The organism is Nonomuraea corallina, assembly GCF_027620315.1.
GTDB lineage: Bacteria > Actinomycetota > Actinomycetes > Streptosporangiales > Streptosporangiaceae > Nonomuraea > Nonomuraea corallina.
In genome coordinates, this window is sequence record NZ_JAPNNL010000110.1 from 1 (window position 1) to 24,165 (window position 24,165).

19 protein-coding genes are annotated in these 24,165 nt (G+C 72.7%); 5 read left to right on the plus strand and 14 right to left on the minus strand.

Annotated elements, in window-relative coordinates; translation table 11 throughout:
* The 3 genes from OUY22_RS24135 to OUY22_RS24145 all read left to right on the plus strand — a co-directional run.
* On the plus strand, nucleotides 1-875 hold an 875-nt coding region (locus tag OUY22_RS24135; protein ID WP_270157410.1), incomplete at its 5' end, for a ThiF family adenylyltransferase.
* Between the two features lie 64 nt (nucleotides 876-939).
* The gene (locus OUY22_RS24140) at nucleotides 940-2,277 is read left to right on the plus strand and encodes an ABC1 kinase family protein (protein ID WP_270157412.1); all 1,338 of its coding nucleotides are present in this window, start codon (nucleotides 940-942) and stop codon (nucleotides 2,275-2,277) included.
* A 248-nt stretch (nucleotides 2,278-2,525) separates the two neighbouring features.
* Nucleotides 2,526-4,466, plus strand: coding sequence for a heavy metal translocating P-type ATPase (locus OUY22_RS24145; protein ID WP_408638196.1), 1,941 nt, complete (start codon nucleotides 2,526-2,528; stop codon nucleotides 4,464-4,466).
* 184 nt (nucleotides 4,467-4,650) lie between these two features.
* Here the strand turns inward: OUY22_RS24145 and OUY22_RS24150 are convergent, their stop codons facing one another.
* From OUY22_RS24150 to OUY22_RS24170, 5 genes are all read right to left on the minus strand, one after another.
* Nucleotides 4,651-4,848 carry a hypothetical protein gene (locus OUY22_RS24150; RefSeq protein WP_270157414.1) on the minus strand — a complete coding sequence of 66 codons (198 nt, stop codon included), beginning with the start codon at nucleotides 4,846-4,848 and terminating at the stop codon, nucleotides 4,651-4,653.
* Between the two features lie 40 nt (nucleotides 4,849-4,888).
* Nucleotides 4,889-5,158 carry a WhiB family transcriptional regulator gene (locus OUY22_RS24155; protein ID WP_270157415.1) on the minus strand — a complete coding sequence of 90 codons (270 nt, stop codon included), beginning with the start codon at nucleotides 5,156-5,158 and terminating at the stop codon, nucleotides 4,889-4,891.
* Nucleotides 5,159-5,288: 130 nt separating this feature from the next.
* Nucleotides 5,289-5,582, minus strand: coding sequence for a hypothetical protein (locus OUY22_RS24160; protein WP_270157416.1), 294 nt, complete (start codon nucleotides 5,580-5,582; stop codon nucleotides 5,289-5,291).
* A 97-nt stretch (nucleotides 5,583-5,679) separates the two neighbouring features.
* Nucleotides 5,680-6,564, minus strand: coding sequence for an acyl-CoA thioesterase II (tesB, locus tag OUY22_RS24165; RefSeq protein WP_270157417.1), 885 nt, complete (start codon nucleotides 6,562-6,564; stop codon nucleotides 5,680-5,682).
* Nucleotides 6,565-6,702: 138 nt separating this feature from the next.
* Nucleotides 6,703-8,745, minus strand: a complete 2,043-nt coding sequence (locus tag OUY22_RS24170) for an ATP-dependent DNA helicase UvrD2 (protein ID WP_270157430.1) — start codon at nucleotides 8,743-8,745, stop codon at nucleotides 6,703-6,705.
* 209 nt (nucleotides 8,746-8,954) lie between these two features.
* Here OUY22_RS24170 and OUY22_RS24175 point away from each other — a divergent pair, with 209 nt between their 5' ends.
* Both OUY22_RS24175 and OUY22_RS24180 read left to right on the plus strand, forming a co-directional pair.
* Complete coding sequence (locus OUY22_RS24175; protein WP_270157418.1) at nucleotides 8,955-9,800, plus strand: alpha/beta hydrolase; 846 nt, start codon at nucleotides 8,955-8,957, stop codon at nucleotides 9,798-9,800.
* 75 nt (nucleotides 9,801-9,875) lie between these two features.
* Nucleotides 9,876-10,124 (plus strand): glutaredoxin family protein, encoded by a 249-nt coding sequence (locus tag OUY22_RS24180; RefSeq protein ID WP_270157419.1) that lies wholly within the window; start codon nucleotides 9,876-9,878, stop codon nucleotides 10,122-10,124.
* 93 nt (nucleotides 10,125-10,217) lie between these two features.
* On the opposite strand, the gene OUY22_RS24185 is transcribed toward OUY22_RS24180, so the two are convergent.
* The 9 genes from OUY22_RS24185 to OUY22_RS24225 form a co-directional block, all read right to left on the minus strand.
* Nucleotides 10,218-10,628: a hypothetical protein gene (locus OUY22_RS24185; RefSeq protein ID WP_270157420.1), complete on the minus strand. Its 411-nt coding sequence runs from the start codon at nucleotides 10,626-10,628 to the stop codon at nucleotides 10,218-10,220.
* Between the two features lie 63 nt (nucleotides 10,629-10,691).
* A complete protein-coding gene (gene nudC, locus OUY22_RS24190) occupies nucleotides 10,692-11,666 on the minus strand; it encodes an NAD(+) diphosphatase (protein WP_270157421.1) in 975 nt (324 codons plus the stop codon).
* A gap of 29 nt (nucleotides 11,667-11,695) precedes the next feature.
* Nucleotides 11,696-14,986, minus strand: a complete 3,291-nt coding sequence (locus OUY22_RS24195) for an ATP-dependent helicase (RefSeq protein ID WP_270157422.1) — start codon at nucleotides 14,984-14,986, stop codon at nucleotides 11,696-11,698.
* Nucleotides 14,980-18,105 carry an ATP-dependent helicase gene (locus OUY22_RS24200; RefSeq protein ID WP_270157423.1) on the minus strand — a complete coding sequence of 1,042 codons (3,126 nt, stop codon included), beginning with the start codon at nucleotides 18,103-18,105 and terminating at the stop codon, nucleotides 14,980-14,982. Before OUY22_RS24200 ends, OUY22_RS24195 begins: the two co-directional genes overlap by 7 nt.
* Before the next feature lie 187 nt (nucleotides 18,106-18,292).
* Nucleotides 18,293-21,145, minus strand: a complete 2,853-nt coding sequence (locus OUY22_RS24205; RefSeq protein ID WP_270157424.1) for a CDP-glycerol glycerophosphotransferase family protein — start codon at nucleotides 21,143-21,145, stop codon at nucleotides 18,293-18,295.
* Between the two features lie 94 nt (nucleotides 21,146-21,239).
* Nucleotides 21,240-21,560, minus strand: coding sequence for an MGMT family protein (locus tag OUY22_RS24210; protein WP_270157426.1), 321 nt, complete (start codon nucleotides 21,558-21,560; stop codon nucleotides 21,240-21,242).
* Nucleotides 21,548-21,907: a hypothetical protein gene (locus tag OUY22_RS24215; RefSeq protein ID WP_270157427.1), complete on the minus strand. Its 360-nt coding sequence runs from the start codon at nucleotides 21,905-21,907 to the stop codon at nucleotides 21,548-21,550. The genes OUY22_RS24210 and OUY22_RS24215 overlap by 13 nt, the downstream gene beginning before the upstream one ends.
* A 22-nt stretch (nucleotides 21,908-21,929) precedes the next feature.
* A complete protein-coding gene (locus OUY22_RS24220; RefSeq protein WP_270157428.1) occupies nucleotides 21,930-23,072 on the minus strand; it encodes a S8 family serine peptidase in 1,143 nt (380 codons plus the stop codon).
* Between the two features lie 5 nt (nucleotides 23,073-23,077).
* Complete coding sequence (locus OUY22_RS24225; RefSeq protein WP_270157429.1) at nucleotides 23,078-23,992, minus strand: hypothetical protein; 915 nt, start codon at nucleotides 23,990-23,992, stop codon at nucleotides 23,078-23,080.
* Nucleotides 23,993-24,165: the final 173 nt, after the last annotated feature.

Consider the following 24,165-nt stretch of genomic DNA (forward strand, 5'->3'; position numbering starts at 1 on the left):
TCCCGCTGTCCCTGGCCGCCCTCGACCGGATGCGGCCCGACCTCGACGCGATGGCGCTGGCCGGGGCCGCGCCGGGGGCCGGGCGGGCGGCGCTGCGGCGCAGGGCGGACTCGCGGGTGCGGGTCTACGGCGCCGGGCGGGTGGGGGCGCAGGTGGTCGCGCTCCTGGCGGCGGCGGGCGTGGGCCGGATCCGGGTGTTCGATCCCGAGCCGGCGCGACCCCGTGACCTGGTGCCCGGTGGGCTGACGTGGGCCGAGGTCGGGATGACGCGAGAGGCGGGCGCGGCGCGGCGGGCCGACCCCGGCGACGCGCCGGGGCGGTCCGGCGAGAGGGCGGAGGGCTGGGGGCGGCCCGGGGCGCGCGCCGCGGTGGAGGTGCTGGCGGGCGGGCCTTTTCTGGGCGACGGCACCGAGCGGCCCGACCTGGTGATTCTCACGCCGGTGCGGCCGCTCGACATGGTGCTGGTCAACGAGTTGATGGCGCTGCGCATCCCGCATCTGCTCGGATCCGCCTTCGAAGGGCATGGATTGGCGGGTCCGTTTGTTATACCTGGGCAGACCGCCTGTTTGCACTGCCTGGACTTGATCAGACGGGACCACGACCCGGGCTGGCCGCTCGTCACCGCCCGGCTCGGCGGCTATCCCCCCGGGGAGATCGCCTGCGACGCCGCGGCGGCGGCCTCGGTGGCCGCCGCGGTGACCGGTCACGCTCTCGACTACCTTGATAATCACGCCTCGGCTGTGATGAACGGCACAACCGACATATCGCCTGATCGACGCTGGAGCTACCGATCTTGGGCAATCCACGCGCAATGTCGTTGTATACGAGACAATCCATATCCGCTAACAATGGTCATGTCAGCTGCCTGCGAGTGACCTGCGTAGGCAACGACCGTCGAAGGGGGGAAGCGGCGTCTCTGCCGAGACTCCGCAGATCAGGATGAGCGATCTTCCTCGCCGTGCCGTCACGCGCTCCGCCAAACTGGCCACCCTGCCCCTCAGTTTCGCCGGACGCACCGCGCTCGGGCTGGGCAAGCGCATCGGCGGCAAGTCCGCCGAAGTGGTCGCCGAGGAGATCCAGCAGCGCACCGCCGAGCAGATCTTCAAGGTGCTGGGCGAGCTCAAGGGCGGCGCCATGAAACTCGGCCAGGCGCTGTCCATCTTCGAGGCCGCGCTGCCGGCCGAGATCGTCGCCCCCTACCGGGCCACGCTCACCAGGCTGCAGGACGCCGCGCCCCCGCTGCCGGTCGCCACCGTCCACAAGGTGCTGGCCGAGCAGCTCGGCGACGACTGGCGTGACCACTTCCGGTCGTTCGACGACGAGCCGACCGCCGCCGCCTCCATCGGCCAGGTGCACCGCGCCGTGTGGCACGACGGCCGCGAGGCCGCGGTCAAGATCCAGTACCCCGGCGCCGGCAAGGCTCTGCTCGGCGACTTCACCCAGCTCGCCAGGCTCGGCAAGCTGTTCGGGGTGCTCATGCCGGGTCTCGACATCAAGTCGGTGCTCGCCGAGCTGCGCGAGCGGATCGCCGAGGAGCTCGACTACCTCCGCGAGGCCGAGGCGCAGCACGCGTTCGCGCTGGAGTTCCACGGTGACCCCGACTTCCTCGTGCCCGACGTCATCGCCGCCAACGAGACCGTGCTGATCACCGAGTGGATGGACGGCGTGCCGCTCTCCCGCGTGATCACCGAGGGCACGAAAGAGGAGCGCGACCGGGCCGGGCTGCTGTTCGTGCGCTTCCTGTTCTGCTCCCCCGCCAGGGTCAGCATGCTGCACGCCGACCCCCATCCGGGCAACTTCCGCATGCTGCCCGACGGCAGGCTCGGGATTCTCGACTTCGGCGCGGTCAACCGGGGCGGCTACCCACTGGCGTTCGGCCAGCTCACCCGCATCTTCAACCAGGGCGACATGGACACCGTGATCGCCGGGCTGCGCGCGGAGGGGTTCATCCGGCCCGGCATCGAGATCGACCCCGACGCGCTGCGCGCCTTCCTCGCGCCCTACGTCGAGCCGACGGCCGTGGAGGAGTTCACCTTCAGCCGCGAGTGGCTGCAGACGCAGGCGGCTTCGGTGACGGACCTGCGGCCGGGCAACGTGGTCCGTCAGCTCAACCTGCCTCCCTCGTACGTGCTCATCCACCGGGTGCACCTCGCCGGGATCGGCGTCCTGTGCCAGTTGGGCACCACGGCCCGCTTCCGCGACGAGGTGATCCGGTGGGTTCCCGGCTTCTCCGACGACCCCGACGACACTGACGCCAAGGCCCTCGCCACCGCCTGACCCCACTGCCGCCCAGGCTCCGTTCCCAGCGGACCCGCGTCCGTTCATCGAGGAGATACCCCTCAGGGGCATAGAGTCGGAGGGTGAGCGCACACCACGGACACCAGCACGCTCCTGAATCCGGCGCGTCCGGCCATCGACGGGACGGGACCGCTCAAGCGCACCCAGGCAGCGGCGGCCATGGTAGCGATCATGGTGGCGGCCATGGTGGCGATCATGTCGGGCGGTTCCGGCGGCTGTTCTGGATCATGCTGGCGCTGGCCGTCCCGGTCGTGGGGTTGAACGAGATGTTCGCCGATCTCGTCGGCTATGAGCTCCCCCGTGCGGCGTGGGTGCGGTGGGTCTCGCCGGCCCTGGGCACCGTCATCTACCTGTGGGGCGGCCGGCCGTTCCTGACGGGGGCGGTCTCGGAGATCCGTTCCCGCAAGCCGGGCATGATGCTGCTCATCGGCCTGGCCATCACGGTGGCGTTCGTCGCCTCCTGGGGCGCGAGCCTGCACGTGCTCGATCACCGGCTGAACTTCTGGTGGGAGCTGGCCCTGCTGGTGGTCATCATGCTGCTGGGCCACTGGATCGAGATGCGCTCCCTGGCTCAGACCAGCTCGGCGCTGGACTCCCTGGCGGCCCTGCTGCCTGACGAGGCGGAGAAGGTCGCGGGGACCGAGGTGGTCAAGGTCGCGCCGTCCGACCTGGTGGTGGGGGACGTCGTGATCGTCCGTCCCGGCGCCTCGGTGCCCGCCGACGGGAAGATCGTCGACGGTTCCGCGAGCATGAACGAGTCCATGATCACTGGAGAGTCCAGGCCCGTCCGCCGTTCCTTCGGCGATCAGGTGGTGGCCGGAACCGTGGCCACCGACTCCGGCCTCAGGGTCGAGGTCACCGCCATCGGCGAGGACACCGCCCTGGCCGGCATCCGGAAGCTCGTGGCCGACGCCCAGGCCTCCTCGTCGCGGGCTCAGCGCGTCGCCGACACCGCGGCGAGGTGGTTGTTCTGGTTCGCGCTGGGGTCGGCCGCGATCGCCGGCGTCGTCTGGACGCTCCTCGGCATGCCGGACGCCTCGGTCGTGCGGACCATCACCGTGCTCGTCATCGCCTGTCCGCACGCTCTCGGCCTGGCGATCCCGCTGGTGGTGTCCATCGCCACCGAGCGCGCCGCGCGCGGCGGCGTATTGATCAAGGATCGGCTGGCGCTGGAGTCGATGCGTACGGTCGACACGGTCCTGTTCGACAAGACCGGCACCCTGACCAAGGGTGAGCCGGCCGTGACCGGGATCGAGCCGGTCAGCGGCCGCGACGAGGACGAGGTGCTGGCCCTGGCCGCGGCGGCGGAGAGCGACAGCGAGCACCCCCTGGCCAGGGCCGTGGTGGGCGCGGCGCGGGCCCGCGGCCTGGACGTGCCTGCGGCCACCGGCTTCTCCTCCTCCCCGGCGGTCGGCGTCAGCGCGCGCGTGGACGGCACGGCGGTCGAGGTCGGCGGGCCGTACCTCCTTGACGACCACGGCCTGGACGAGCTTCCCGTCGCCCGCGACTGGCGCGCGGAGGGCGCGATCATCCTGCACGTCGTGGCCGATGGCCGGGTGATCGGCGCGCTCCGCCTGGCCGACGAGATCCGGCCCGAGTCCCGCGACGCCGTCGACGCCCTGCACGCCGCCGGAGCCCAGGTCATGATGATCACCGGTGACGCGCAGGCCGTCGCCGACACCGTCGCCCGCGACCTCGGCGTCGACCGGGTGTTCGCCTGCGTCCGGCCGGAGGACAAGGCTGCCAAGGTCGCCGAACTGCAGGCCGAAGGCAAGAGGGTGGCCATGGTCGGTGACGGCGTCAACGACGCCCCCGCCCTGGCCCAGGCCGACGTCGGCATCGCGATCGGCGCCGGCACGGACGTCGCGATCGGTTCGGCGGGAGTCATCCTCGCCTCCTCGGATCCGCGCTCGGTGCTCTCCGTCATCGAGCTGTCGCGGGCCGGCTATCGGAAGATGAAGCAGAACCTGTGGTGGGCCGCCGGCTACAACCTGATCTCGGTGCCCCTGGCGGCGGGGGTGCTCGCGCCGATCGGGTTCGTGCTGCCGATGAGTGTCGGAGCGCTTCTCATGTCGGCCTCGACCGTGGTGGTGGCGCTGAACGCGCAGTTGCTGCGCCGGCTCGATCTGACCCCGGCACGCAGCGCGGACGCCTTCCTGCACCGCTGAAAACGATCAGCCGCCGGCGCCCGCCGCGAACACGGCACGAGTGGGCGGCCCACACGAGCGTCGCCACGCCGCACGAGGTCAGCACGCCGCACGAGGGGAAACGCGGAAGACCCGCGCGGAACCGTCGTTCCACGCGGGTCTTCTTCTCGGTGGGAGATCCTGCGCCGGCGGCAGGATCTCCCGATCACAGCCCCAGGCTCAGCGCCCGGCTGAGGCGCTCGTTGGCGCGCCGGACGTCGCGCCGCGCCTTGCGGACGCGGGTGATGCGGGCGGCCATGCGGTGCTCCTCCGCCTCGCGGTGGAGGGTCCGTATTCGGTCTTTGACCAGTTCATGGTAGAGATACGGGGCCGAGAAGTCGCCGCTCGTCGGGACCAGGCTCATCGGATTTCCTCTTTCTGGTGGTTGTTGCAGGATCAGTGGTTCAGGCCGCGACGGGGTGCTTCCGCGGACGGCCACGAGGCCGCTTGCGGGGCACGATGGTGCCGCGGAGGATCAGTTCGCCGCCCCACACGCCCCAGGGCTCCTCCCTTTCGAGCGCGCGCTCGAGGCAGGTCTTCTGGATCGGGCACCCGGTGCAGAGCGCCTTGGCGAACTCGACGTCCTCCGGCGACTCGGCGAACCACAGGTCAGGGTCGGTACGACAGGGGATCTCGGCTTCGTCGATCAGGTCCATGATCGTCTTCGCCCCCATCAGTTTTCTCCTTTGATCGAACCTTTTGTTTCGGTCGGGACACACCTCGTGGGTGATCGGGATCACGGACAAACAAAGAGGCCGCGGATCCTGTTTGCGGATCCGCGGCCTGGGGGCTGCTGTGTGCCGGTCAGGTTATGACCGGAGCATCCCTCCAGGGTTGCGGACCCACTCCACGCTTGGCGATCGGCTGGGTCGGCACTTCGGCGCCCGGGACGAGCGCGGGCATGCCCAGAGCAGCGGCGGCGCCGAAGACAGGAGCGCTCGCAGCGGCGGCGCCACCGTGGGCGCGCGCGTACGACACGGAATCCTGGCGACGGGCATACTCGTCCTGCCGCAGCCTGGCCGGCCCATCGACGAGCCTCACCGAGTCACGGCATGCGGAAACGAGCCACTGCGTGGCCTGCGGGTTGATGCTGATCACTGTGACTCACCTCCGCTCTGGGATCGTCGGGCAGGAACCGCCCGACTCGCTTGTGCATGACCCTAAACCGGGATCCCGGCGTTGGGCAACGTATTTTCTACCTGCGATTTCGTGACAATGTCGTGCGGATCATGGCCTCCTGAACCACGGACACCACGAGTTCACCGGAGGCGTTGAACATCTCGCCGCGCGCCAGCCCCCGGGCCCCTCCGGCCCACGGCGACTCCTGCGCGTACAGCAGCCATTCGTCGGCCCTGAACGGCCGGTGGAACCACATCGCGTGGTCGAGCGAGGCGCCCATGATGTCGCTGGTGCCCCAGGCCAGCCCGTGCGCGAGCAGGACCGTGTCGACCAGGGTGTAGTCGGAGGCGTAGGCGCCCAGCACGACGTGCAGCAGCGGGTCGTCGGGCAGGTCGGCGTCGAAGCGGAACCAGACGTTGGTCTCGGCGCTGCGCAGGTCGGGATCGAGATGCGCCTCCCAGACCAGCGGGGAGACGTAGCGGGCGTCGACCGGGCGCGGCCTGGCCAGCCACTCGCGCTGCTCGTGGTCCTCGCCGACGAGCGCGGTGATCTGCTCCTGGAAGGTCGGCAGGGTCTCGGGGGCGGGCACGGCCGGCATCGCCGAGGCCTGGTGCTCGATGCCGGGCTCCTCGATGTGGAACGAGGCCGACATCGTGAAGATCGCCTTGCCGTGCTGGATCGCCACCACCCGCCGGGTGCTGAACGAGCGACCGTCGCGGACGCGTTCGACGTCGTAGACGATCGGGACGGCTGGGTCGCCGGGGCGGATGAAGTAGGCGTGCAGCGAGTGGACGTTCTTGCCGGACGGCACGGTGCGGCCTGCGGCGACGAGGGCCTGCGCGGCGACCTGCCCGCCGAAGACGCGCTGGATGCGCTCCTCGGGGCTCCGGCCGCGGAACATGTCGTGCTCGATCTGCTCCAGGTCGAGCAGGTCGAGCACTTCCTTCAGGGCCTCGTTCACCCATCCCCCTTCATGTCGGAACGCGAGACCCCCCGGACTCGCCCCCTCATAGTGGCATTGCGTGGTTTCGCGGCGGTTACGATGGCTCCGCTCCGGGCCGCGAAACGACAGCACAGCGTACGCGACGGTGGGACGAGCTCAGTGTCCGCCGCCACGGCACAGGCCGAGCACCGCCTCCCCGTAGCGGTCGAGCTTGACCCGGCCGATGCCCGCGATCGACAGCAGCTCCTGCTCGGTCGTCGGCACCCGCTCGGCGATGGCCTGCAGCGTCACGTCCGTGAACACGACGTACGGCGGGATCTTGGATTCCTTGGCCGTGGCCGTGCGCCACGCCTTGAGGCTCTCCAGCAGCGCCTCGTCGTAGTCGGCGGGGCAGGTCGCGCACCGGCCCAGTTTCTGCTCGGCGGCCGCGACCAGGGTCTTGGCGCAGATCCGGCAGCTGACCGGGGCCGCCGGCTCGCGGCGCTCGCGGGCGGGAGAGGCGACCCTGGCGGGCGCGGACGGGCGGCCCGTCAGCCCGTCGAGGAACCGGCTCGGGCGGCGGCTCTTGCGTCCGCCCGGCGACCGGGCCAGCGCCCACGACAGGGACAGATGGCGGCGGGCGCGGGTGATGCCCACGTACAGCAGCCGGCGCTCCTCCTCGATCTGCTCCGGCGTCTCCGCGTAGATGATCGGCACCATGCCGTCGGTGAGCCCGACGAGGAAGACCGCGTCCCACTCCAGCCCCTTGGCGGCGTGCAGGGAGGCGAGCGTGACGCCCTCGACGGGCGGCGCGTGCTGCTCGGCCGCGCGCCGCTCCAGCTCGGCCACGAACGCCGGCAGGTCGGCGCCCTCCGCCGCCAGGTCCTCCGCCAGGTCGGCCAGCGCCTTGAGCGACTCCCACTTCTCGCGCGCCTTGCCGCCGCCGGGCGGCGCGGGGGTCAGCCCGACGCCGGCCAGGATGTGGTGCACCTCGGCGGCCAGCGGCTCACCCGAGTGGGAGCGGGCCGCGCCCCGCAGCAGCACGACGGCCTGGCGCACCTCGGCCCGCTCGAAGAACCGGTCGGCGCCGCGCACCACGTACGGGATCTCCGCCTTCGACAGCGCCTCCTCGTAGGCCTCGGACTGCGAGTTGGTACGGAAGAGCACCGCGATCTCGCGGGACGGGACGCCCTGCTCCATCAGCTTGCGGATGCCGCGCGCGACGCCGGCGGCCTCGGCGGGCTCGTCGTCGTAGTGGGCGAACACCGGCCTGGGCCCGTCGGGACGCTGCGCGACGAGCTCCAGGCGGTGCGGCGACCTGCTCTTGGCGATGACGAGGTTGGCCAGGTCGACCACCTGGGGGGTGGAGCGGTAGTCGCGCACCAGCTTGATGACGGCGGCGTTCGGGAACTCGACCGCGAACCCGGTCAGGTAGCGCGGGGTCGCGCCGGTGAAGGAGTAGATCGTCTGGTTGGGGTCGCCGACCACGCACAGGTCGTCCCGGCCGCCGAGCCAGGTGTCGAGCAGCAGCTTCTGCAGGGGGTTGACGTCCTGGTACTCGTCGACGACGAAGTAACGGTACTGCTGGCGGATCTGGGCGGCGACCTCGGCGTGCTCGGTCATCACCGCCGCGGTCAGCTCCAGGATCGTCTCGAAGTCGAGCAGGTGACGCTCACGCCGGATCCGCTCGTACGCCTCGTACAGCCGCGCCACCTCCTCGGCGGGGATCGGAGGGGTGCGATGGTGCTTGGCGGCGGCGGCGACGTAGTCCTCGGGCCCGATCTGGGTGACCTTGGCCCATTCGACCTCGGCGGCGATGTCGCGCAGCTCGGCGCGATCGGGGCTTCTTCTGACGGCGCGGCAGGCTTCGACCAGGACCGGCAGCTTGGACTCGATCACCGACGGCGGCGTGCCGCCGATCACCCGCGGCCAGAAGTAGGTGAGCTGCCGCAGCGCGGCGGCGTGGAACGTGCGCGCCTGCACCCCCGGGGCGCCCAGGTGCCGCAGCCGCTGACGCAGCTCCCCCGCCGCGCGTGTGGTGAACGTCACGGCGAGCACGCTCCGCGCGTCGACCACCCCGCCGCGCACCGCGTGCGCGATCCTGTGGGTGATGGCCCTGGTCTTGCCCGTGCCGGCGCCGGCCAGCACGCACACCGGCCCGCGCACGGTCTCGGCCACCTCACGCTGCTCGGGATCGAGCCCGGACAGCACGTCGTCCACGCTGCTCACCTGTCCATCCTCCCAGTCGGTGGCGGTCCGGGTGCCATTCTGTCAACCAGCGGTGTCACCTGTTTCACTGCCAACGAGATGCAAACGACCGGCCTCTTCCACCACAATGGGCCAGTCCAGGTGATGGGGGAGGAAGGAAGGCCGTGCGCACAGCGGTTGCCTTGAGCGCGATCGCGCTCGCTTTTGTGACGCTTGCCCCGGTGAGCGCGCAGGCGGCGCAGGATCCGACGCCGGGTCCCGCGGCGACGATGACGACCGACCCCGACGGCATCGGCGGCCTGTCCAAGGAGACCATCTCCTACGGCAAGCACCACCGCCAGCAGATGGACGTGTGGTGGACCCCCGACGGCATGCAACGGCCCGGGGTCTTCATCATCCACGGCGGCTGGTGGTCCAGCGGCGACAAGAGGGGCATGACGCAGATCACCCGCTCGTTCGCCGATCTGGGCTACACCGTCTTCAACATCAACTACCGGCTGTCGACCCACGCCGCCTGGCCCGCGCAGCGCACCGACGCGCTGGCCGCGATCGCCGCCGCCCGCCGCCACGCCGACCGGTGGGCCTTCGACGCGAAGAACTACGTGGTGGTGGGGTTCTCCGCCGGCGGCCACATCGCCGCCGCCGTCGGCACCTTCGGCAACGGCATGCAGGGGCTGAAGGGCGTGGTCGGGCTGTCGCCGATCATCTCCCCGCTGCGCGCCTACACCGATGGGGCCGCGGCCACCGACCTCAACAAGCTGCGGCTGCGCAGGGCGGCGGTCCGGCTGGCCGGGGACTGCCACCCCAAGGGCAAGTGCTCCCGGGTGTGGGCCAGCATGGAGGTCTCCTGGCACGCCAGCCGCAAGGACGCCCCGATGCTCACCGTGCACGCGCAGGACGAGTTCGTGCCGCCGGCCCAGAGCGAACTGCTCAAGCAGTCCCTCGGCAAGCTCGGCGTGCCCGTCGAGACCATCACCATGCCGGGCCAGTCGCACAGCTCCGCCCTCTACCGCGAGCCGGGCGTGGCCGAGCGCGTCCAGGCGTGGATCACCGCCCGCATCGGGTGAGGGATTAACCAGGCGGCGCGCGGTGTTGCACCGGACGCCTGTCTTTTCCCCTGACCTTGGAGGGATTCTCCAGAGATGGCGCTCACGGTCTACAGCACCACGTGGTGCGGCCCCTGCAAGCGGCTCAAGTCCCAGCTGGCCCGCGAGGGCATCAGCTTCGACGAGGTCGACATCGAGCGCGACCCCGACGCGGCCGCGTTCGTCATGAGCGTCAACGGCGGCAACCAGGTGGTGCCGACGGTGGTCATCGAGACCCCCCAGGGGCGCATCGTCCGCACCAACCCGTCCGCCCGCGAGGTCAAGGCTCTCCTGGAAGCGGCCTGAAAGATGCTCGAGCCCCCGGCTTCGCCGCCGGAGGGCTCGAGACTTGGCTAGCATCGCCACCGAGACCTGGGTGTTTAGGTCACCCAGGTCTCATCAGTGTGTGTGGTTGTCGAGCTTGCGCTCCAGCCGGGCGATATCGCCCTTGAGCTCTGTGCGCACGCTCTGGATCTCCTCCTTCAGCTCCGTACGGACGCTCTGGATCTCCTCCTTCAGCTCCGTACGGACGCTCTGGATCTCCTCCTTCAGCTCCGCGCGCAGCCCGTGGATGTCGGCCTTGAGCTCGGCGCGGACGTCCTGGATCTCGCCTCGCAGCTCGTCGCGCATGAGGGACATCTCGGCCTTGAGGGTGACGACCGCGTCGGTGACGACGTTGGTGATCGCTTCGATCATGCGCTGCTCGGAGGCCCGGTCCTTGTCGTCCATGCGCATCTCGGCGGCGGCGACGTGGATGGCCAGCTTCTGGCGCTCGATGTCCAAGATCTCCTGGACCTGGGTTTCGTTCATGTGCATGAGCGTAGCCCTTCAGTCACTTACCGTGGCTTGGTTTTCACACTAAGTGAACATGGCCTACCAGTCACCCGTGAGCGGGCTGCCGTACCAGGTCTCTATGAGCCGGCGGGCGATGGAGACCGGGGGCGGGAGGCGGACGTCGCCGGTCCGGAGCGCGCGGGCCAGGTCTTCCCGGGAGAACCAGCGGGCCTCGGCGATCTCCTCGGCGTCGGGGACGAGGTCGGTGGACAGGGCGTTGGCGAAGAAGCCGAGCATGAGGCTGCGCGGGAAGGGCCACGGCTGGCTGCCGAGGTAGCGCGGGTCGGCCACGACGATGCCGACCTCCTCGGCCACCTCCCGGATGACGGCGGCCTCCAGCGACTCGCCCGGCTCGACGAACCCGGCCAGGATCGACAGCCGGCCCTCCGGCCACTGCGGGCCGCGGGCCAGGAGGCAGCGGTCGTCGGGGTCGCGGATCAGCATGATGACCGCCGGGTCGACGCGGGGGAAGTGCTGGCTGCCGTCGCGGGGGCAGACGCGGATGTGGCCGCTCGCCTCGACGGTCGTGCGCGCGCCGCAGCGCGGGCAGAACTGGTGCGCGCCGTGCCAGGCCTCCAGCGCCACGGCGTAGACCAGGAGACCGGCGTCGCGGTCACCGAGCAGGCCGCCCACCTGGCGCAGCCCGGCCGGCACCGGACGGCCTTCGGCGGCGTCCTGCGGGCTCATCGGCACGGTGACGCGGCCGTTGACGTCGCCCGCCGAGCCGCCGGGCAGCGGGGCCGCCACGGCGAAGTAGGTGACGCCGTCGGCGACGCCGAGCAGGAAGCGCTCACCCGGCGGCGCCTCGGCCGGGGTGTAGAGCACCGCCCGCACCTCGTCGCCGGCGCGTTCGACGAGCGTGCGGCCGCTGTCGATGACGAGCACCCGGGTCGAGGGGTCGTTCCAGGCCTGTTCGAGCCAGGCGGTGTTGGCCCTGCGTGCCGCCGACCTGTCGACGGTGCCCCGGGCGAGGAGCAGCGGTCCGATGAGTTGCTCTTCCGCACGCGTTTCCACGGGCCCACCCTTCCGAATCCGCTGTCATCCTATGGCCGCTCCGGGAAGATCCCGGAAGGGGACTCGGCGGGCACCGCCTCGATGAGGGCGACGAGGCCGTCGGCGTCGAGGAGGTCCACCGGCCGGACGGTGCGGTTGGCCCGCACGTAGTGGAAGGCCGCGCCCACCCGCTCCAGCGGCACGCCGGCCAGGTGGGACCAGGCCAGCCGGTAGGCGGCGAGCTGGACCGACGCGGCGCGGGCCGCCTTGCCCTGGGGCGGGCGTCCGGTCTTCCAGTCGACGACCTCGTAGCGGCCGCCGGGCAGCTCGAACACGGCGTCCATGCGGCCGCGCACCAGCCGATCGGCGATCATGGTCTCGAACGGGACCTCCATGTCGACCGGCCGCCGATCGGCCCACTCGCTCTCCTCGAACCGCTCGCGCAGCTCCGCCAGCCGCACGTCGGCCTCCTCCGGTTCGGCGTCCAGGCCGAGCTCGAAGTCGTCGATGAGCCGCTGCTGGTCCCACCGGGTCTCCAGCCACCTGTGGAAGGAGGTGCCGCGGCGGGCCAGCGGGGCGGGTTTGATCGGGACCGGGCGGCGGATCCGGCGGGCCAGCTCGCGCGGGTCGGCCGCCAGCGTGACCAGGGAGGAGACGGTCAGCCTGGCGGGCAGCTCGACGGTGGTGGAGTCGGGCCGCCGATGCAGCTCGCGTTCGCGCAGCAGCAGGTCGGTGTCGCGCTCCCAGGCCGCGACGCGCTCCTCCTCGAAGGAGCGGAGCGCCTCCTCCTCGTGTTCGGCGGGGTCGAGGCCGCCCGCGAGCGCGTCCTCCACCAGCCGGGCGCCGTCGAGGACGGACTCGTACCGCAGACCGGCGGGCTCCACCGGCCAGAGGGCCTGGGGCGGCTCGGCCAGCAGCGGGTTGGCGGCGCCGGGTTCGAGGTCGGAGGCCCAGACCGCGACCCGGTCGGCGGTGTCGCGGATCTCCAGCAGGAAGTCCGACGGCGCGAGCGGCTTGGACGCGGTGCCCCACCGGTAGCCGGAGGCGATCAGGTGGTAGTGGGCGCGGGTGACGGCCACGTACGCCAGCCGCCGCTCCTCCATGAGGTCCCTGGCGCGGCAGAGCTCGTCGAAGACGGCCAGGTCCTCCTTGCCGAGGCCCGGCAGCCGCGGCAGGTCGGCGGCGTCGCCGCGCAGCGGGTAGGGCAGCTTGCGCGGGTTCTCCGTCCAGCGGCCGTTGACGACCGGCGTGGCGGGGAAGACGCTGCCCGTGGTGATCGCGCCCGAGGAGTTGGCCAGTTGCGACAGGCCGGGCACGACCACGACCGGCCACTCCAGGCCCTTGGAGGCGTGCACGGTCATCAGCTTGACGCTGTTGCTCTCGCCGACCCTGCCGCCTTCCAGCCCGAACTCCTCGCTCTCGGCGGCCTCCAGGTAGGCGAGGAACGCGCCGAGCGTCGGGTCCTCGGCGTCGCCGGCGAACCGGGAGGCCGCGTCCAGGAACGCGTCCAGGTCCGCCCTGGCGGCGAACGCGCTCGCCGTGCCGCTGCGCGCCGCCACCTCGATGTCCAGGCCGAGCCGCCGCTCCACCTCGCTGATCAGGTCGGGCAGCGGCTGCGCGGCGTGCGCGCGGAGCTGGCGCAGCTCGTGCGCGAACGCGACCAGCCGGGTGGCGGCCAGGGGCGAGAACGACGCCAGCCACTCCTCCCTGTCGGGCAGTTCGTCCAGCGCGTCGATGAGGCTGCCCTGCTCGTCGGCCAGGTCGGCGACGGCCTGCTCCAGCGGGTCGTCCTCGTGGCGGCTCTCGCGGGACTGGCGGACCAGCTCGCGGGCGCGGTCGCCGAGCGCCCGCAGGTCGGCGGGGCCGATGCGCCAGCGCGGCCCGGCCAGCAGCCGGGCCAGCGCGTCGCCCGCGGTCGCGTCGTAGAGCACGCGCAGGGTGGCCACGATGTCGCTCACCTCCGGCACGGTGAGCAGGCCGCCGAGACCGACCACCTCGACCGGGATGTCGCGGTCCTCCAGCGCCTTGCGCAGGGCGGGGAACTGCGAGCGCTTGCGGGCCAGGATGGCGACGTCCTGCGGCTGGATGGCGAGGGTCTTCTTGCGCTCCCGTTCGCCCCAGGGCAGCCCGTCGGGCGCGACCTCCTGGCCGAGCATCTTGCCGATCATCCCGGCGATCCACGCCGCCTCGTCCCCGGCGGTCTCGTGGAAGGCGCAGGTGACGCGGCCCCGGTCCACCCGGTTGGGCCCGGGCACGAGCACGGGCACCTCGCGGGCCTCCATCCGCAGCGGGAGCTGGACCCGGGCGGCGACGTCGAGCACCCGGTCGCCGTTGCGGAAGCTGACGCTGAGCCGGCGCGCCGGGGCCGGGTCGCCGGAGGCGGTGCGGAAGTCGGCGGGGAAACGGCGCAGGTTGCCGGCCGAGGCGCCGCGCCAGCCGTAGATGGACTGGCACGGGTCGCCGACGGCGGTGACCGGGTGGCCGCCGCCGAACAGCGAGCGCAGCAGCACGAGCTGGGCGTGACTGGTGTCCTGGTACTCGTCGAGCAGCACCACCGCGAAGCGGGAGCGCTCGATCTCGCCGACCTCCTTGTGGTTGGCGGCGATCCGCGCCGCCAGCGCCATCTGGTCGCCGTAGTCGATGACCTCGCGCCTGCGCTTGAGCCGCTCGTACGCCTCGACGAGCGGCAGCAGCTGCTCCCTGGCGGCGTGCACGGCGAGCGGCCTGCCCTGCGCCTTGGTGACGCGGCCGGGCAGCGCGGCGTGCCGCTCGTGGAGCCAGGCGCCGATCCGGCGCACGTCCTCGGGCCCGCGCAGGTGCTCCGACAGCTCGCCGGCGAGCTCCAGGACGGCGGCGGTGACCGAGGCGGGGCCCAGCTCGACCTTGTCCATCGGCCCGTCGTACAGGGCGACGACCCGCGAGGCGAGCTGCCAGGAGACGGCCGGGGTGACCAGCCGCATGGTGGGCTCCAGCGCCTCGCGCAGCGCGTGGTCGGTGACCAGGCGCGAGGCGTAGGCGTGGTAGGTGGAGACGGCCGGCTCGTCATGCAGCAGCTCGGGCTCGGCCAGGCCGGCCTCGACCAGCCCGGAGAGCCGTTCCCTGACGCGGGCGGCCAGCTCGGCGGCGGCCTTGCGGGTGAAGGTGAGGCCGAGCACGTTCGCGGGCTTGACGAGGCCGTTGGCGACCAGCCAGACGACGCGGCCGGCCATGGTCTCGCTCTTGCCCGAGCCCGCTCCCGCCATGACGACCATCGGCTCCAGCGGAGCCTCGATGACGGCGGCCTGTTCGGGGGTGGGCGGCAGGATGCCGAGCTTGTCGGCCAGTTCGACCGGGTTCAGCACACCTGTCCCCCGCTGTCGTTCACGGGGCAGCTCGACCTGGCGGCGCAGGTGCGGCAGCCGTCGTTCGCCCTGGCCTGGAAGACGGGGCCGGACATGCCGATCGCGACGGTGTCGACCAGGTCAGCGGCCCAGCCGGGGTTCTGGTCGTCGGCGAGCGCGCCCTGCTTCTGCTCGATCGCGTCGTTCTTGCCGGCGGCCTTGCCGAGCTGGACGAGCGCGGCGCCGCCCGGCTCGTCCATGCCGTGCCTGGCGAACGCGCCCAGCAGCGCGGCGAGCTGGTAGACGCCGAGCTGCGGGTGGCGGTCGAGCTCGCCGGGCTTGGGCTTGGCGCCGCCGGTCTTGAGGTCGATGATCACCGCACGGCCGTCCTCGTCCCGCTCCAGCCGGTCGACCCGGCCCTTGATCTGGACGCCTTCGGCGATGGTGGCCACGAACGACTCCTCCAGGGCGACCAGGTCGCGGCCGTTCTCCCGCTGCCAGCGCAGGAACTTGCCGATCATCTGCTCGGCCACCTGGCGCTGCTTGCGGTTGAACCAGGCGCCGCCGAAGTCGAGCTCCTTCCAGACGTCGTCGAGGCGCTTGCCGAGCATGTTCTCGTCGGGCAGGCCGGTGGCGGCGAGCACGGCCAGCGCGTGGATGACGTTGCCGAGGCCCTGCGCGCTGCTGGTGCCGGCGGCGCCGACGGCCGTCTCCAGCAGCCAGCGCAGGCCGCACTTGGTGAAGCTCTCCACGGCGGAAGGGGAGATGGTGACGACGTCGTCGGGCCAGCTCAACGGCCGGTCGTCGGAGATCGGGGTGAGCGCGTACCAGTCGTTGGGGTGGGCGCCGGAGACGCCCGCGGCGGCGAGCCTGGCGAGCTGCCTGGCCGCGTTCCTGCGCATCCCGGCCGGTTTGGTGGGGTCGGTGACCGCGCTGCGCAGGTCGGCCACGAGCGCGGGCATGCTGAGCCAGCGCGACCGGTCGCCGGCCCCGGCCTCCTCGACGGCGCCCGGCATCAGCTCCGACAGGAACCTGGACGGCCGCTCGTCGGTGTCCTCGCCGCCGACGGCGGTGACGACGAGCCGGTGGCGGGCGCGGGTGGCGGCCACGTAGAACAGCCGCCGCTCCTCGGCCAGCAGCTTGGAGGCGAGCGAGGCGGCGTTCGGCCGGCCGCCCTCGACCACCTCGACGAGGTCGTCCACGCCCAGCAGGGTGCCGCGCAGCCGCAGGTCGGGCCAGACGGCCTCCTGCACGCCCGTCACCACCACCACGTCCCACTCCAGCCCCTTGGCCCGGTGGGCGGTCAGCACGCGCACGGCGTCGCCGTCGGGGGCGCGTTCGGACAGCGTGTCGCCGGGGATCTCCTGGGAGGCCAGGTCGTCCAGGAACACCTCGGGCCCCGCCTTGGGCATCCGGTCGACGAACCGGGCCGCCTGGTCGAACAGCGCCACGACCGCGTCGAGGTCCCGGTCGGCCTGGGCGCCGCGGGTGCCGCCGGTCAGGCTCGTGTCGGACCACCTCGCGGCCAGCCCGCTGGCCTGCCAGACGGCCCACAGCACCTCTTCGGCGCTCCCCTGCTCGTCGAGCGCGGCGCGGGCGGTGGTCAGCAGCCTGGCGACGCGCTCGGCGGGCACGGCGACGTGCGGCTCGATCCGTACGAGCTCGCGGGGGTCCCTGATCGCGGCGACGAGCAGCTCGCCGGACGAGCGCGGCACGTACGGCAGTTCTGGGGGGTCGGCGGCGACCTCGTTGTCGGCGATCTTGAGCGCGCGGCGGAGGCGGCGCACGCCGATCATGTCGGTGCCGCCGAGCGGCCCGGTCAGCAGCTCCTCCGCGACGTTCTCGTCCAGCTCCGCCGGGTCGATCGCGACCCTGAGCAGGGTCAGCAGGGGACGGACGCCGGGCTCCTGGGCGATCGGCACCTCGTCGCCGGCGATCATCGTGGGCACGCCGGCGTTGACCAGCGCCCGGCGCAGCAGCGGCACCTGGCGCTTGGCGGAGCGCACCAGCACCGCCATCCGGTGCCAGGGCACCCCGTCGACCAGGTGGGCGCGGCGCAGCGTGTCGGCCACCACCGCCGCCTCCTGGCTGGTGCTGTCGGCCAGCAGCACGCGCACCTCGCCCGGCGGCGCGTCGGGCAGCGGCGTCAGGTCGCGGTGGCCACGGGTGCCGCGCTCGTCGGGCATCGGCGCGGCCGGCAGCCGGGCGGCCACCCGCCGGGACGCGGTCAGCAGGTCGGCGCCCGCTCGGCGGCACACGCGCAGCGCCAGGACCGGCGCGTCGCGCCCGTCGAGCGTACGGAAGCGCTGCGGGAAGCGCAGGATGCCGTGCACGTCGGCGCCGCGGAAGCCGTAGACGGACTGGTCCGGGTCGCCGACCGCGACCAGGTCGCGCCCGTCGCCGGCGAGCTGCTGGAGCAGGAACTCCTGGGCCGGGTCGGTGTCCTGGTACTCGTCCACGAACACGGCGTCGACGGCGGCCCGCTCCCGCGCCCGCACCTCGGGCTCGGCGAGCAGCCTGCCGGCCTCGGCGATCAGCTCGGCGTAGTCGAGGGTCGGCTCGGGGTCGAGGTCGAAGCGGTTCTCGTAGCGGTCGGCGAAGCGGCCCACGGCCACCCAGTCGGCGCGCCCGTGCTGCCTGCCGAGCTCCTGGAGCCGCTCGCCGTCGAGCCCGCGTTCGGCGGCGCGGGACAGGAAGTCGCGCAGCTCCTCGGCGAACCCCCGGGTCCTGAGCGGTTCGCGCAGGTCGTCCGGCCAGTCGAGGGCGCCGTCCTCCAGCTCGCCGTGGAGCAGCCGCCGCACCTCCAGCAGTTGTTCGGGCCCTGTGAGCAGCCGGGGCGGCGGCTCGCCTGACAGCACCGCCTCGCGGCGCAGCAGCGCGTAGGCGTAGGAGTGGAAGGTCATGGCCACCGGCGTGCGGGTGGTGCGGCGCAGCCGGGCGGTGACGCGCTGGCGCAGCTCGCCGGCCGCCTTGCGGCTGAAGGTGAGGATCAGCACCCGCTCGGGGTCGGCGCCCCGGCGCTCGATCCGGTCGACCACGCTCTCGACGATCGTGGTGGTCTTGCCGGTGCCCGGCCCGGCCAGGACCAGCAGCGGGCCGCCCGGGTGGTCCACCACCGCGCGCTGGTGCCCGTCCAGCACAGGAGGCTCAACGGGCCCCCCGTTGCCACGGCGCACCAGTCGCCAGCCCTGACCACTCACAACCCTAGATTCCATCAGACCACAGGGGTAGATCGTGCCGGATTGACCGGTCTCCCGAGCGATCGACCAGGGTATCGGGGCAAATCTGGGTTTTCCCGCCCGACACGCCGGGCGGGAGAACGCAGGATCAGGAGAAGATGTGGTCCACGACGCGGGCGGTGGCCTTGCCGTCGTCGCGGGGCGCGAACGTGGCGCGGAAGGCGTCGTAGCGGTCGGCGTGCGCCGCCGCCACCTCGTCGATCGACCGCAGCGCGTCGACCACCTCGGCCGAGGTGGACAGCACCGGCCCCGGCGCGATCTCGGGCAGGTCCAGGTAGAGGCCGCGCTTGGTCGCGTACTTGGCCAGGTCGTAGCCGTACAGCACGATCGGCCTGCCGGTCACGGCGAAGTCCACCATGACGGACGAGTAGTCGGTCACCAGGACGTCCGCCACCAACAGCAGATCCGCAATATCCGGATAAGTCGTGACGTCGTGAGCGATGTCGGGAACGGCGGGCACCGCCTGCATCGGGTGACCCCGGACCAGCAGCTCGTGGTCCGCGCCCAGCGCCTCCCGCGCCTTCGCCAGGTCGAGCTTGACCATGGCGTTCTTGCGGTCGTAGTCGCGCCACGTGGGCGCGTACAGGACCACCCGCTTGCCCTCGGCCAGCCCGAGGCGCCGGCGCACCTTGGCCGCCAGTTCCTCGCGGTCGGGAGCGGTCAGCACGTCGTTGCGGGGCAGCCCGCTCTCCAGCACCTCGCCCTGGTAGCCGAACGCCTTGCGCAGCACGGGCGTGGCCCACGGCGACTGCGACAGCAGCACGTCCCAGCCGCGCACCTCGGCGGCCTGGCGGTGCCAGACGGGCGGCCTCGGGTCGCGCCGCATGTGCGGCTGGTCGTTGCCGATGTGCTTGACCGGGGTGCCGTGCCAGGTCTGCAGCACCACCTGGCCCTCGCGGGAGCGGAACCAGACGGGCAGGAACGAGTTCGTCACGATGTAGCGGGACCTGGCCAGCGCCGCCTTGTGCTCGCGGCTGCCGGTGCGCACGACGGTGGCGGGGCCGGGCGGCGTGAACGCGCCGTCCTTGACGATCCAGATGTGCTCACGGTCGTCGCCGCGGCGCAGCCGCTCCTCGTAGATCGCGCGGACGCTGTCGGCGTACAGCCGGCCCTCGTTGACCACGTAGACGGTGGCGTCGCCGAGCGGCTCGGTGCGCTGCTGCGGGTAGAAGACCTTGCGCAGCACGTGGGTGCCCGCCAGGCCCTTCTCGTTGGCCGGCCGGTCCTCCTCCGACAGCACCACCGGCACGTCGAAGCGGGTGGACACGAAGCGGAAGCAGTGGCCGCCGGCCGTGCGCGGGGTCTCGTCCAGGCCCTCCAGCGCGGCGTGGTCCATCCGCACCGGGACGATCTCACCGGACGGGTGCCGCATGGACAGGTTCCAGGTGCCGGAGGCCAGCGGCACGGGCTCGCCGAAGCGGTCCATCGCGCCGGGCTCGAACCGCACCTCGAACCGCTCGCCGGTGCGCTCCATCGGCAGCTGGTAGGACAGCCCGGAGCGGTGGCGCAGCGAGAGGGCGCGCGGCCCGGCGGCGTCGGGGTAGCTGCCGCGCAGGACCAGCGTGGTGCCCTCCCACCCGGCCGAGACGATGACGGGCCGGATGCGGTGGGCGGAGACGATCACGCGGTCGCGCCGGTCGCCCAGCACGGTGATCTCGCGGTCGCCGCTGGTGAACCGGGTCTCCCCCAGGTCGCCCAGCATGACCGTGGCGGCCGGGTCCCCCTTCGGCTCGACCCAGAGCCGGCGGCCGTCCTTCTCCTGCAGCAGCGTCGGCACGGCCAGGTCGAGCGTCACCTCGGTGGCCGAGCCCTTGGGCGTGAAGTCGGCGGCGATCCGGTGGCCGCCGAGCCTGGCGTGACCCTTGGTCACCACCCGGCCGGGCATGGCGATCCTCAGCTTCAGGTGCTCGTCGTCCACGGTGACGCCGGTGAGCTCGGCCCGGTTGGGCTGGAAGGCCACCTGGAGCGCGCGGTCGGAGGTCCACACCGGCCGGACCCACCAGCCGGGCCTGAGCTGACGTCCGGCGGGCCGCTCGCTGCGCCCGACGCCGTAGCCGCGCAGCAGGCCGGTGGCCCGGGCGCCGCGGCTCCAGAACACGATCTCGGCCCGCCACGTGGTGGTGTCGGCCACGGCCGGGCGGCGGCGCAGCCGGCGGCGCACCGCGGAGACCACGCCCCGGGCCGCGCCGCGCCAGCGCAGCGCGAACGGGTTGAGCTCGGCCGTGAAGCCGGACCAGTCGTAGTTGCAGCCGACCTCGCGGGCGCCGTGGGTGGCCTCGGGGGCGAGCACGCGCCGGGTGCGCAGGCGCACCGGCGGCAGCCAGCGCGGGCCGCGCAGCACCACCGTCGCCCAGTTGAAGCGGCGGCTGCGGACGGACAGCCCGGCCAGGTAGGCGTAGCCGGAGATGCGCAGCCTGCCGCCGTCCCAGACGATGTCGTCGATGTGCGTGACGGGCACCAGGTCGGCCTTGCGCAGCCGGTACAGCGCGGCCGGCAGCTCGTCCTTGAACGGCAGGTCGGCGTACCAGCGCAGGCCCTTGCGGATGCGCCTGGACGGCTCGGCGGCGGCCGCCACGACCTCGGCCAGGGTCTCGCCCTCGGCCAGTTCCTCGTCGGAACGGGTCTCGATGAGGTGGCACATGAGACGGCGGGCCACCGGCAGCTCGCGCTTGACCTTCGGATCCACCCCGGCGAGGTACGGGCGCACGAGGGCGAGGAGTTCGCGCCGCGTCGCGGGGCCGCGCTTGACCGCCAGGTCCATCCGCGCGCCCAGCGGCCCGCTGAGCACCTCGGCGTCGAAGACCGGGTCGCGTCCGCCGGGCCCGACCAGGGTCATGACGTCGGCGAGCGGCTCACCGCGGTCGCAGAGGTCCTGGACAGCCTTGAGGCGGTCGGGGACCGCTTCGCCGCCCGGGCTCTGGGCTGTTACGCCGTTAGCCATCGGGTAGGCACCGCCTTTCAGGCCGCCGTCTATGTTCTGCCTATGGTAATAGGAGTCACATGTAGCCAATTCGCGCTGTTCGCGAAGAGGCAGGTCAGTGTGCTTCCTGTGAATCCGCTGAACGCCCGTCCCAGCGCGCGCGGCGCATGTCGGCCCGTTCGCCGCGCAGCGGGGTGCCCTCCTCGCGCCAGTGGGACAGGCAGCGGGCCTCGTGCCCGGGGGCGCCGGTGCCGTCGGCGTGCACCACGCGCCACCAGGGCACGCCGCCGCCCCAGGTGGACATCACCCGGCCGACCTGGCGCGGTCCGCCCTCGCCGAGATACTCGGCGACGTCGCCGTAGGACATCACCCGGCCGGGCGGGATCCGCTCGACGAGGTCGAGCACCCGCTCGGCGTACGGGGTCAGGGAGTCCACGCGGCCGGCCCCGCGGCGAGCATCTCGTCGAACGCGCCGATCGCCAGCGCCGTGCCGTCGGCCAGCACCTCCACCACGCCGTCGCGCAGCGCGTAGACCTCGCCGTCCTCGCCGACGAGCCGGGCGCCGAGCGCGCCCGACAGCCGCACCAGCTGCGCCACCTGCCAGTCGGAGCCGGGCTCCCCGACCACCTGGCCGCGCCACGCCCCCACGGCGTGGTCGCCGTCGCCGTGCCTGGCGACGATCTCGTCGGACCCGCGCAGCCCGAACCCCGCCGCCTCGACCGCCTTCACCAGGTCCGCGAGGGCGATGGGCGACTCACGAACCACGCGCAGCTCGTATCCCATGAGGCGCGACCTTAGCGGATCTTCACTGTCTGCGTTGGTGGAGAACCATGATCCCGCCACAGAACAGCACAAGCGCCACCAGAACCCCGAGTCCGTACAGCCAGAGCCGCCACGGGTCCGGTCCCGGGGCCGACGGCGGCGGGGAGTCCTCGCCCTGCCCGAAGTGCTGGTCACTCGGTACGGGGATGCTGCGCCGCTGCCCGGCGAGCCCGGCCGCGGCGTTCAGCGCGGCGCCCGCGTCGACCACGCCGAAGCCGGTCCGCTCGTCGTACCCGGCGGCCGGCCTGCCCTTGGCCCCCGCCGCCAGCGCCTGGGCCACCTGGTCGGGCCGCAGGCCGGGATGGCGCGCCTTGACGAGGGCGGCGACGCCCGCCACCAGCGCCGCGGCCGCGCTGGTGCCCTCCGACGTGCCGTAACCGCGGCCGCGCTTCATCACGGGAACCCCGGACCCCGGCGCGGCGACCAGCACCGACAGGTTGTCGCTGCTGTACGGGGCCACCTTGCTCCGCTCGTCCACGGCCGCGACGCCGATCACACCGGGGTACCCGGCGGGGAAGCTCCAGTAGGAGGTGCCGTTCTCCCTGGCGTACTCCGTCTGCCCGTCGTTGCCCACGGCCGCGACCAGCACCACGCCCTTGCCGAGCGCGTACGAGACCGCCTCCCGCTCGGACCGGTGCGCCCCGTACGTGCCGATGGACATGCTGACCACCTGCGCGCCCTGGCCGACCGCGTAGCGCAGGGCGCGGGCGAGCGGGCTCTCGATCACCGCGCGGTCCTCGGCCAGCGGCGGGTCCACCCGGTCGGGGTCCTCCGACACCGCCAGCGGCAGGGACAGCACGCGGGACTCGGGCGCGACGCCGACGTAGCCGCCGTCCGCGCCGGAGGCGGCGATGAGCCCGGCCATCGCGGTGCCGTGCGCGCCCGGGGTCACCTCGCGGCGCACCGCGCCGGAGCTCATGTCGGGGCCGACGGTGACGCGGCCGCGCAGCTCCTTGGCGCCGGGGTCCACCGCGCTGTCGATGACGGCCACGGTGACGCCGGCGCCCTTGGTCGTCCGCCACGCCTGCTCGACGTTGAGCGCGTCGAGCACCCACTGCTGCTGTTCGCGGATGGGCGCCTGCGCGGGGGTCTGCAGCACGAGCAGGGCGGCGGTCAGCGCGCGCACGGCGGCTAGCACACGTTCCCCTGGGTGCACGGCGGGACCTTGGGCGGGTCGGCCAGGAAGTAGGCGACCTGGTTGCCGATGGACCTGGCGGCCGGCCACAGCTCGCTGTGCAGGCTCTCCTCCGGCCCGATCGCGGCGCGGGTGCGGCCGTCGGCGTAGCCGCCGGTGGTGAAGACGAGGTAGGGCCCGGCGCCGACCCAGCCGGTGCGCTGACGCTGCTGGACGCCGAAGCGCTCGGTCACGGTGCCGGGGAAGGCGACGGGCAGCACGCCGACCCGGTCGTCCTGGGCGAGGTCCCCGCCGGCCGAGGCCCGCGCCTCCTCGTCCTCCAGCACGGCCACGCCGACGGTGAAGACGAAGGTGGAGGTCTGGTCGACGTACGTGGCGCGCAGCATGCTGACGCACCCGTGCTCGGTCAGGACGGCGCCGACGGCCGGGTCCACGGCGTCGCGGCAGCGCGCCTCGGGGGCGATGCCGACCCGTCTGGCGTACTGCTGGGCGCGGTCGAGACCGAGGTACTTCAGCTCCTCGGGGAAGATCCCGGTGCTCGGCCACGCCTGCCAGCGCCGGGCGATCTCCTCCTGCTTGTAGCGGTTCTGCTCCTCGGCGGTCAGCGGCCGGGAGCGCGTCTCCCTGAACAGGCCCACGGTGCCGACCAGCACGACGACGGCCGAGAGGGCGACGATCATCCCGACCAGCGTCACGAACACGCGCCGGTAGCGGACCCCCTGCTGCACTTCGTCGATCCGGGCGCGGTCGCGCGCCGGTCTCCCGGACCAGCCCCCGGCGCGGCCGGTCGCCGACGGCCGGTCGCGCACGCGCGACCTGCGGCCGGTGCTGGCGCCGAGCGGGTTCCTCCGTCCCGGCGTGGCGTTCCCTCCGGCGCGCGGCAGGCCTGTCGTGGACCTACGTGCCTTCACCACCGCCTCGTTCCCAAGCTCGGCTCTGTGTCATTCGTCCCCTCAACGGGACGGATCATGCGTCCTGGTCATTGTGCGCGCGCCGGACCCGTCTCACCAACGTGAGGATGACCACGAGGGAGCCGATCGCGCCGCCCGCCGACGCCGCCGCGATGGAGGCGTGCAGCACGATG